The following is an 8,280-nucleotide window of genomic DNA, read 5'->3' as shown; positions in this document are numbered from 1 at the left end:
CTTCAAAACGGAAGCCAACATCATCCGCGCGCTGGGCAAAATCATCGGCAATGGTCATCTGCATAAAGGCGCGAAACCGGTGCACTGGTGCGTAGACTGCCGTTCTGCGCTGGCAGAAGCGGAAGTGGAATACTACGACAAAACCTCTCCGTCGATCGACGTGGCCTTTGTTGCTGCGGATCAGGACGCGGTGAAGGCAAAATTTGGCGTGGCGAATGTCAACGGGCCAATCTCGTTGGTCATCTGGACCACCACACCGTGGACGCTGCCGGCAAACCGCGCGATTTCCGTGGCGCCGGACTTTGACTACGCGCTGGTACAAATCGACGGTCAGGCGGTGATCCTGGCAAAAGATCTGGTTGAAAGTGTGATGCAGCGCATTGGCGCGACAGATTATACCGTTCTCGCCACCGTAAAAGGGGCGGAGCTTGAACTGCTGCGCTTTACCCATCCGTTTATGGGTTTCGACGTTCCGGCGATCCTCGGCGATCACGTGACGCTGGATGCCGGTACTGGCGCGGTACATACCGCGCCAGGCCATGGTCCGGATGACTATGTCATCGGCCAGAAATACGGTCTGGAAGTTGCTAACCCGGTAGGTCCGGACGGTGCTTATCTGCCGGGTACTTATCCGACACTGGACGGTGTGAACGTCTTTAAAGCGAACGATATTGTGGTTGCGCTGCTGACCGAAAAAGGCGCGCTGCTGCACGTTGAGAAAATGCAGCACAGCTATCCGTGCTGCTGGCGTCACAAATCACCTATCATCTTCCGTGCAACCCCGCAGTGGTTCATCAGCATGGATCAGAAAGGTCTGCGCGAGCAGTCTCTGAAAGAGATCAAAGGCGTGCAGTGGATCCCGGACTGGGGCCAGGCGCGTATCGAATCGATGGTAGCGAACCGTCCTGACTGGTGTATTTCTCGTCAGCGTACCTGGGGCGTGCCGATGTCTCTGTTCGTTCACAAAGACACTGAAGAGCTGCACCCGCGCGCCATCGAACTGATGGAAGAAGTAGCAAAACGCGTTGAAGTTGACGGTATTCAGGCCTGGTGGGATCTCGACCCGAAAGACATTCTGGGTGACGAAGCCGATCAGTACGTGAAAGTGCCGGATACCCTGGACGTCTGGTTTGACTCTGGTTCAACGCACTCCTCCGTCGTGGATGTCCGCCCGGAGTTCGCCGGTCATGCTGCGGATATGTATCTGGAAGGCTCCGACCAGCATCGTGGTTGGTTCATGTCGTCTCTGATGATCTCCACCGCGATGAAAGGCAAAGCGCCGTATCGCCAGGTACTGACGCACGGTTTTACCGTCGATGGTCAGGGCCGCAAGATGTCCAAGTCTATCGGTAACACCGTTTCGCCGCAGGATGTGATGAACAAACTGGGCGCTGACATTCTGCGTCTGTGGGTGGCATCAACCGACTACACTGGTGAAATGGCGGTATCGGATGAGATCCTCAAACGTGCTGCCGACAGCTATCGTCGTATCCGTAACACCGCGCGCTTCCTGCTGGCGAACCTGAACGGGTTTGATCCGGCTAAAGACATGGTGAAACCGGAAGAGATGGTGGTACTGGACAGATGGGCGGTGGGCTGCGCGAAAGCGGCGCAGGAAGATATTCTGAAAGCGTACGAAGCCTACGATTTCCACGAAGTGGTACAGCGCCTGATGCGTTTCTGCTCCGTCGAAATGGGGTCGTTCTATCTCGACATCATCAAAGACCGTCAGTACACCGCGAAAGCGGAAAGCCGGGCGCGTCGCAGCTGTCAGACCGCGCTGTACCATATCGCGGAAGCGCTGGTACGCTGGATGGCGCCGATCATGTCCTTCACCGCAGATGAAATCTGGGGCTACCTGCCGGGTTCTCGTGAGCAGTATGTCTTCACCGGTGAGTGGTACGAAGGCTTGTTTGGTCTGGCGGACAGCGAAGCGATGAACGATAGCTTCTGGGACGAGCTGCTGAAAGTGCGTGGCGAAGTGAACAAAGTGATCGAACAGGCGCGTGCGGATAAGAAAGTGGGCGGTTCTCTGGAAGCGGCAGTCACCCTGTACGCCGAACCTGAACTGGCTGCGAAGCTGACCGCACTGGGCGATGAATTACGATTTGTCCTGTTGACCTCCGGGGCGAAAGTCGCTGACTATGCCGGGGCTCCTGCAGATGCGCAGCAGAGCGAACTGCTCAAAGGGCTGAAAATCGCCCTGAGTAAAGCCGAAGGTGATAAGTGCCCGCGTTGCTGGCATTACACGACGGATGTCGGCAAGGTAGCGGAACACGCAGAAATTTGCGGACGCTGTGTCAGCAACATCGCCGGTGATGGCGAAAAACGTAAGTTTGCCTGATGAGTAAGCCTCTTTGTTCAACAGGGCTACGCTGGCTGTGGCTGGTGGTAGTCGTGCTGATTATCGATTTGGGCAGCAAGTACCTGATCCTCCAGAATTTTGCTCTGGGGGATACGGTGCCGCTGTTCCCGTCGCTTAATCTGCATTATGCGCGTAACTATGGTGCGGCATTTAGCTTCCTCGCCGATAGCGGCGGCTGGCAGCGCTGGTTCTTTGCCGGTATCGCGATCGGTATCTGTGTCATTCTGGCGGTGATGATGTATCGCTCCAGCGCGACGCAAAAGCTGAATAATATCGCGTATGCGCTAATCATTGGCGGCGCGCTGGGGAACCTGTTCGACCGCCTGTGGCATGGTTTCGTGGTCGATATGATCGATTTCTACGTCGGGGACTGGCATTTTGCTACGTTTAACCTCGCCGATAGTGCGATCTGTATCGGCGCCGCAATGATTGTCCTGGAAGGATTCCTGCCGAAAAAGCAGGCGTAATACAGTGCCGGATGGTGGCGTAATCGCCTTATCCGGCCTATAAAATAGCGCGATCCTTGTAGGCCCGATAAGTGCAAGTGCCATCGGGCTAACTGGTGAGTCACAACAAGTGAGCAACCTGCATGTCTAAATCAGTACAGAGTAACAGTGCGGTGCTGGTGCACTTCACCTTAAAACTCGACGATGGCTCCACCGCAGAGTCAACCCGTAATAACGGCAAGCCCGCGCTTTTTCGCCTGGGGGATGGCTCTCTGTCTGAAGGACTGGAGCAACATCTTCTCGGACTGAAAGACGGCGATAAAACCACTTTTTCCCTGGAGCCGGATGCCGCGTTTGGCATCACGACGCCTGACCTGATTCAGTATTTCTCGCGCCGCGAATTTATGGACGCCGGCGAACCTGAAATCGGGGCTATTATGCTCTTTACCGCAATGGACGGCAGTGAGATGCCTGGTGTGATCCGCGAAATCAACGGTGACTCCATCACCGTCGATTTTAACCATCCGCTGGCCGGGCATACCGTTCATTTTGATATTGAAGTGCTGGAAGTCGATCCGGCACTGGAGGCGTAACATGCAGATCCTGTTGGCCAACCCGCGCGGTTTTTGCGCTGGTGTAGACCGCGCTATCAGCATTGTTGAAAACGCGCTGGCCATCTACGGCGCGCCGATTTACGTTCGTCATGAAGTGGTACATAACCGCTACGTGGTCGACAGCCTGCGCGAACGCGGGGCGATTTTCATCGAGCAGATCAGCGAAGTGCCAGACGGCGCGATCCTGATCTTCTCCGCGCACGGCGTCTCTCAGGCGGTGCGCAACGAAGCGAAAGGCCGTGACCTCACTGTCTTTGATGCGACCTGTCCGCTGGTAACCAAAGTGCATATGGAAGTGGCGCGCGCCAGTCGTCGTGGCGAAGAGTCGATCCTGATTGGTCACGCCGGACACCCTGAAGTGGAAGGCACAATGGGGCAGTACAGCAACCCGGCAGGGGGCATGTACCTGGTGGAATCGCCGGAAGATGTTTTTTCGCTCAAGGTGAAAAACGAAGGCAAGCTCTCCTTTATGACCCAGACCACGCTCTCCGTGGACGATACCTCAGACGTGATTGACGCACTGCGTCAGCGCTTCCCGAAAATCGTCGGACCGCGTAAAGATGACATTTGCTACGCCACTACCAACCGTCAGGAAGCGGTGCGCGCGCTGGCGGAGCAGGCGGATGTTGTGCTGGTGGTGGGCTCAAAAAACTCATCGAACTCCAACCGTCTGGCTGAACTGGCGCAGCGGATGGGGAAAGCGGCGTTTCTGATTGACGATGCGACCGATATCCAGGAAGCCTGGGTGAAAGAGGCGAAATGCGTGGGCGTGACTGCAGGCGCGTCAGCGCCGGATATTCTGGTGCAAAACGTCATCGCTCGCCTACAGGAACTCGGCGGCGGCGAAGCGGTTCCGCTGGAAGGCCGCGAAGAGAATATTGTCTTCGAAGTGCCAAAAGAGCTGCGACTCGACATTCAGCAGGTTGATTAAAATGCGGGGAGCCTGGCTCCCCGTTTTGCTATTCGTCGTCTTCATCCTGCATGATGGCGCTACGTCCCCCGTCCATCACGATAGTAGTGCCCGCAATAAATCCGGCTTTTTCGCTGCTTAAAAACAGACACAGTTCACCCACTTCTTCCGGCCTGCCGATGCGTCCAACCGGATGCTTCTTCACCGTTTTTTCCCGGGCAATTCGGGCATCTGGGTGCCCGTCAAACCACGCCTGATTGCCAGCGGTATCAATAAAGCCCGGCGCGATACCGACGGTGCGGATCGCCGGTCCCCATTCGATAGTCAGACTTTGCACTAACGATAGCAGTGCACGCTTGGTAATGTTGTACGGCGCACAGCCGGGCATGGTGGAAAATGCGTGATTGGAGGTGATCACCAGAATCACACCGCGGCTTTTTTGCAGCGCCGGGCGGGCGCATTTCGCCAGATACCAGTGCGAACGCAGATTCAAATCCAGATTATGCGACCAGTCGCTCTCTTCACAGTCGATACCTTTGAACACGTTTTTCCCGGCATTGGAAACCACGATATCAATGCGTCCAAACAGCTTCTCCGCATCGATGACGAACTGTTTGATTGCCGCCGTTTGCGTCACATCGACGGAAAAGTAGTGATAGCGGCCAGCAAATTCCTCCAGCATCTGACGGGCGGCGGGGGCTTTCTCCAAAGAGGAAAATGCGCAGCCAATCACGATATCACCGTGTTGCAAAAAGGTACGAGCGATGGCTTCGCCGATGCCCTGGCTGGTGCCGGTTACCAGCACGACGCGGGGCGTATGTTGCGTGGTCATGTTTATCCCTTACGCTAAGTTAAAATCATGGATCAGTTGGGTAATCGCCTGTCGATCGACTGTGTCAAGCACCCAGCCAGGACGGCGACAGTAGTCGCTGGCGATAATACCGCGCTGCATCAGCAGCGTTTTTTCCGCCTGAATGATGTATTCGCAATGGCTCATCCAGCGCTGAATAAACGGCAACAGTTGCTGGTGCAAAGCCTGCGCCTGCTCAACTTCGCCTGCTTGCCAGTGGCGATAAATCTGCACATACACCTCGGTAAACGAACAGCCGGGCATCACACCTTTGCCGCCCGCGTCCAGCATTTGCAACATATACAAACCAGCATAGCCGTTCAGAACGCAGGCTTGTGGCGCATGACGCAGGAATTCGCGGGTGTATTCCACAGGTGGGTTGCACTCGATTTTAAATACCGCATGTGGATAACGTTCCGACACGGCGGCGAGCTGTTCCGGCGTAATCGGCAACCCGGTTTCGCCTGGCGCATATTGCACCATCACCGGAATATCAACGGCTTCCAGTACCGCGTAGATATGTGCCTGAATCGCCTGAGGGCTGGGCGAGAGAAAAAACGGTGGCAGCAGCATCAGGGCATCGGCACCCAGCGCCTGATAGCGCTTTGCCCGCTTGATAGCAATTTCTGTACTGTGATCCGTCACGGAAAAGGCGCGATACAGCGAACTACCCGCCAGGGTGCCGACCATCAGTTGCGCCAGACGATCACGCTCGCTGTCATCCAGCTTGGGAAATTCACTGGCGATGCCAAACAGCGTTGCCCCATTCGCGCCGCTGGTGGCGAGATGTTCCAGTAGGCGAACAAAGCTGCGTTCGTCGATCTCGCCCTGCGGTGTAAACGGCATGGCGACAATAGGATTCACGCCGATGATGTCTGCGGCGGCGTATTGCGTACTCATTCCATCTCCTCCCTGTCGGCCAGTACCGCGCCCTGTGCAGCGGGCAGCGCCCAGCGGCGATAAAGGCGTAGAAAACCGCGTGGCACTTCTTTATAGACCGGCTTCCAGTTTTCACGGCGTTGGGTGAGAGTCTCTTCATCAACATGCAGAGTGAGCAAACGTGTTGGGATGTCAATGGAGATTTCATCGCCATCCGCTACCAACCCCAGTGCGCCGCCTTCCGTGGCTTCCGGGGAAATATGGCCGACGAACAGACCACGGTTAGAACCCGAGAAACGTCCATCGGTGATCAGCGCGCACGTATCTGAGAGTCCCATTCCTTCGAGGCACTTCATCGGTTTATACATTTCCGGCATGCCTGGCCCGCCTTTGGGGCCTTCGTAGCGGAGCACCAGCACGCTGCCCGGCTGAATATTTCCTGACATGATGGCGTCGACCGATTCCTGCTCGCTGTTGAATACTACCGCCGGGCCACGGAAGGTCATCAAATTTTCAGGGACGGCGGCGGGTTTCACTACGCAGCCCAGTGGTGACAGATTGCCATGCAGAACGGCTACGCCTGCTTCACTGCGCACCGGGATTGCCAGCGAACGAATGACTTCCGGACGCGTGGTTTTGTGTCCTTCCGCCAACAGTTCTGCTTTGGTTTTTCCGACCACGGTCAGCGCATCGCGGTTCATCAGCGCAGCAATTTCATGCTCAACGGCGCGAACGCCACCCGCTTCCCAGAAATCGATCATGTCATGTTCCGAAGCCGGATAGAGCGACGCGATCAGCGGCACCTGATGGCTAAGTTTGTCAAAAGCGAAGAGAGGCAAGTGCCCCAACTCTGCTTCGTAATGAATAGCCTGAAGATGGAGAATTGCGTTGGTGGAGCCGCCGGTCGCCAGCAGATAGACCATGGCGTTATGAATGGATTCTGGCGTGATTATCTGGCGCGCGTTAATCTCTTCGCGCACCAGGGTCACGGCCTGCTTTCCGGTTTCTACTGCACAGTCGCGTCGTTCCTGCGAAATGGCGGGCAACGTGCTGCTGCCCGGCAGGCTCATACCCAGCACTTCCGCGATACAGCACATGGTGTTCGCTGTGCCGTACATGGTGCAGGAACCCGGGCCAGGCTCGGCGATATTTTCGATATGAGCAAACTCTTCTTCGGTGATTTCGCCGCGTTTTTTCCAGCCGATGGCTTCCGTGACGATATTGCCGTCCCAGTGCTTGCCCTTGTATTCTGCAGGGTACATTGGGCCACCGTTAACCATAATGGCCGGAATATCCAGACGCGCGGCGGCCATCAGCATGGCGGGAACGATTTTGTCGCAGGAGCCGAGCAACACCATGCCGTCGAAGCGGTGAGCGCGCATCATGCTCTCAATCGACATAGTGATCACTTCCCGGGCCGCGAGAATATAGCGCATCCCCAGATGCCCTTCGGCAATACCGTCGCAGGGGGCGATAGTGCCGAATACCATCCCTACGCCGCCTGCTTCTTCTATCCCTTTCAGCACATTCGCCGTCAGCTCATTAAGGTTGGCATGTCCGGCGGTGGCATTGGTGTAGCTGTTCACCACGGCAATCACCGGACGACGCAGTTGTTCGTCCGTATGGCCCATGGATTTGTAGAGGGCGCGCTTTAACGCGCCGTCATCACCCTCGAGGATGGAGCTGAAATGCGTGCCGCAACTGGCACATCCTCCACATTCACTCTTCATAGCACTCTCTTTCATCATGATTAATTGGTGTGTTGGGAAACGTCGCACTGCCCATTGAATTGTTCAGGGCGCGGCTGACGTTTTGGGTTGGCAAGCCGGGCGGGTAACAGCAGGATCAGCGGCACGACGAGTAGCAGGAAACCGGCAAGAATGTACAGCCCGCCATCGGTGCTGCCGGTAGTGTCTTTCAGCCAGCCCAGCACTGTAGGACCAAAGAATCCGGCGAGGTTGCCGACAGAGTTCACCAGTGCGATACCTGCGGCGGCGGCCGTGCCGGAAAGCATCGCGCCCGGCAGGCTGATATAGGTTGGAATAAGCGCCAGCGTCCCGGACATGGCAAGACAGATCCAGGCCATCATCCAGAAGGTGGAACCGCTGCAATAGGCGCTGAGCGCCAGACCCACGCAGCCGATCAATGCTGGAATGGCGATGTGCCAGCGGCGTTCCTGTTTAAGATCGGAGTGGCGACTGTTCCAGACCATAAAT

The 8,280-nt window shown here is 56.4% G+C and carries 8 protein-coding genes; 4 read left to right on the top strand and 4 right to left on the bottom strand.

What is annotated here, in order from left to right; translation table 11 throughout:
• From ileS to ispH, 4 genes are all read left to right on the top strand, one after another.
• Positions 1-2,344 (top strand): isoleucine--tRNA ligase (gene ileS / locus AB7E14_RS16425; RefSeq protein ID WP_428169680.1); only part of this gene is annotated, 2,344 nt, incomplete at its 5' end.
• Positions 2,344-2,832, top strand: coding sequence for a signal peptidase II (gene lspA / locus AB7E14_RS16420; RefSeq protein WP_042998002.1), 489 nt, complete (start codon positions 2,344-2,346; stop codon positions 2,830-2,832). The genes ileS and lspA, both read left to right, overlap by 1 nt.
• A 122-nt stretch (positions 2,833-2,954) precedes the next feature.
• Entirely contained in the window at positions 2,955-3,404 is a 450-nt protein-coding gene (gene fkpB, locus AB7E14_RS16415; protein WP_042998001.1) for an FKBP-type peptidyl-prolyl cis-trans isomerase, read from the top strand.
• A gap of 1 nt (position 3,405) precedes the next feature.
• Positions 3,406-4,356 (top strand): 4-hydroxy-3-methylbut-2-enyl diphosphate reductase, encoded by a 951-nt coding sequence (ispH, locus tag AB7E14_RS16410; RefSeq protein WP_044327544.1) that lies wholly within the window; start codon positions 3,406-3,408, stop codon positions 4,354-4,356.
• Between the two features lie 28 nt (positions 4,357-4,384).
• On the opposite strand, the gene AB7E14_RS16405 is transcribed toward ispH, so the two are convergent.
• From AB7E14_RS16405 to AB7E14_RS16390, 4 genes are all read right to left on the bottom strand, one after another.
• Complete coding sequence (locus tag AB7E14_RS16405; RefSeq protein WP_044327545.1) at positions 4,385-5,167, bottom strand: SDR family NAD(P)-dependent oxidoreductase; 783 nt, start codon at positions 5,165-5,167, stop codon at positions 4,385-4,387.
• A 9-nt stretch (positions 5,168-5,176) separates the two neighbouring features.
• Entirely contained in the window at positions 5,177-6,085 is a 909-nt protein-coding gene (locus tag AB7E14_RS16400) for a dihydrodipicolinate synthase family protein (protein ID WP_316962841.1), read from the bottom strand.
• Positions 6,082-7,794, bottom strand: a complete 1,713-nt coding sequence (ilvD, locus tag AB7E14_RS16395; RefSeq protein ID WP_316962840.1) for a dihydroxy-acid dehydratase — start codon at positions 7,792-7,794, stop codon at positions 6,082-6,084. The genes AB7E14_RS16400 and ilvD overlap by 4 nt, the downstream gene beginning before the upstream one ends.
• A gap of 20 nt (positions 7,795-7,814) precedes the next feature.
• On the bottom strand, positions 7,815-8,280 hold a 466-nt coding region (locus AB7E14_RS16390; RefSeq protein ID WP_428169679.1), incomplete at its 5' end, for an MFS transporter.

This window comes from Citrobacter sp., assembly GCF_050252275.1.
Classification (GTDB): domain Bacteria; phylum Pseudomonadota; class Gammaproteobacteria; order Enterobacterales; family Enterobacteriaceae; genus Citrobacter_A; species Citrobacter_A amalonaticus.
The sequence above is the reverse complement of the archived record's forward strand: the minus strand, read 5'-3'. Positions and strand labels throughout refer to the sequence as shown.

Bases quoted from the DNA above. Each gene is read 5' to 3' on its own strand.
- lspA (WP_042998002.1), top strand. From the start codon at position 2,344: ATGAGTAAGCCTCTTTGTTCAACAGGGCTACGCTGGCTGTGGCTGGTG.
- fkpB (WP_042998001.1), top strand. From the start codon at position 2,955: ATGTCTAAATCAGTACAGAGTAACAGTGCGGTGCTGGTGCACTTCACC.
- ispH (WP_044327544.1), top strand. From the start codon at position 3,406: ATGCAGATCCTGTTGGCCAACCCGCGCGGTTTTTGCGCTGGTGTAGAC.
- AB7E14_RS16405 (WP_044327545.1), bottom strand. From the start codon at position 5,167: ATGACCACGCAACATACGCCCCGCGTCGTGCTGGTAACCGGCACCAGC.
- AB7E14_RS16400 (WP_316962841.1), bottom strand. From the start codon at position 6,085: ATGAGTACGCAATACGCCGCCGCAGACATCATCGGCGTGAATCCTATT.
- ilvD (WP_316962840.1), bottom strand. From the start codon at position 7,794: ATGAAGAGTGAATGTGGAGGATGTGCCAGTTGCGGCACGCATTTCAGC.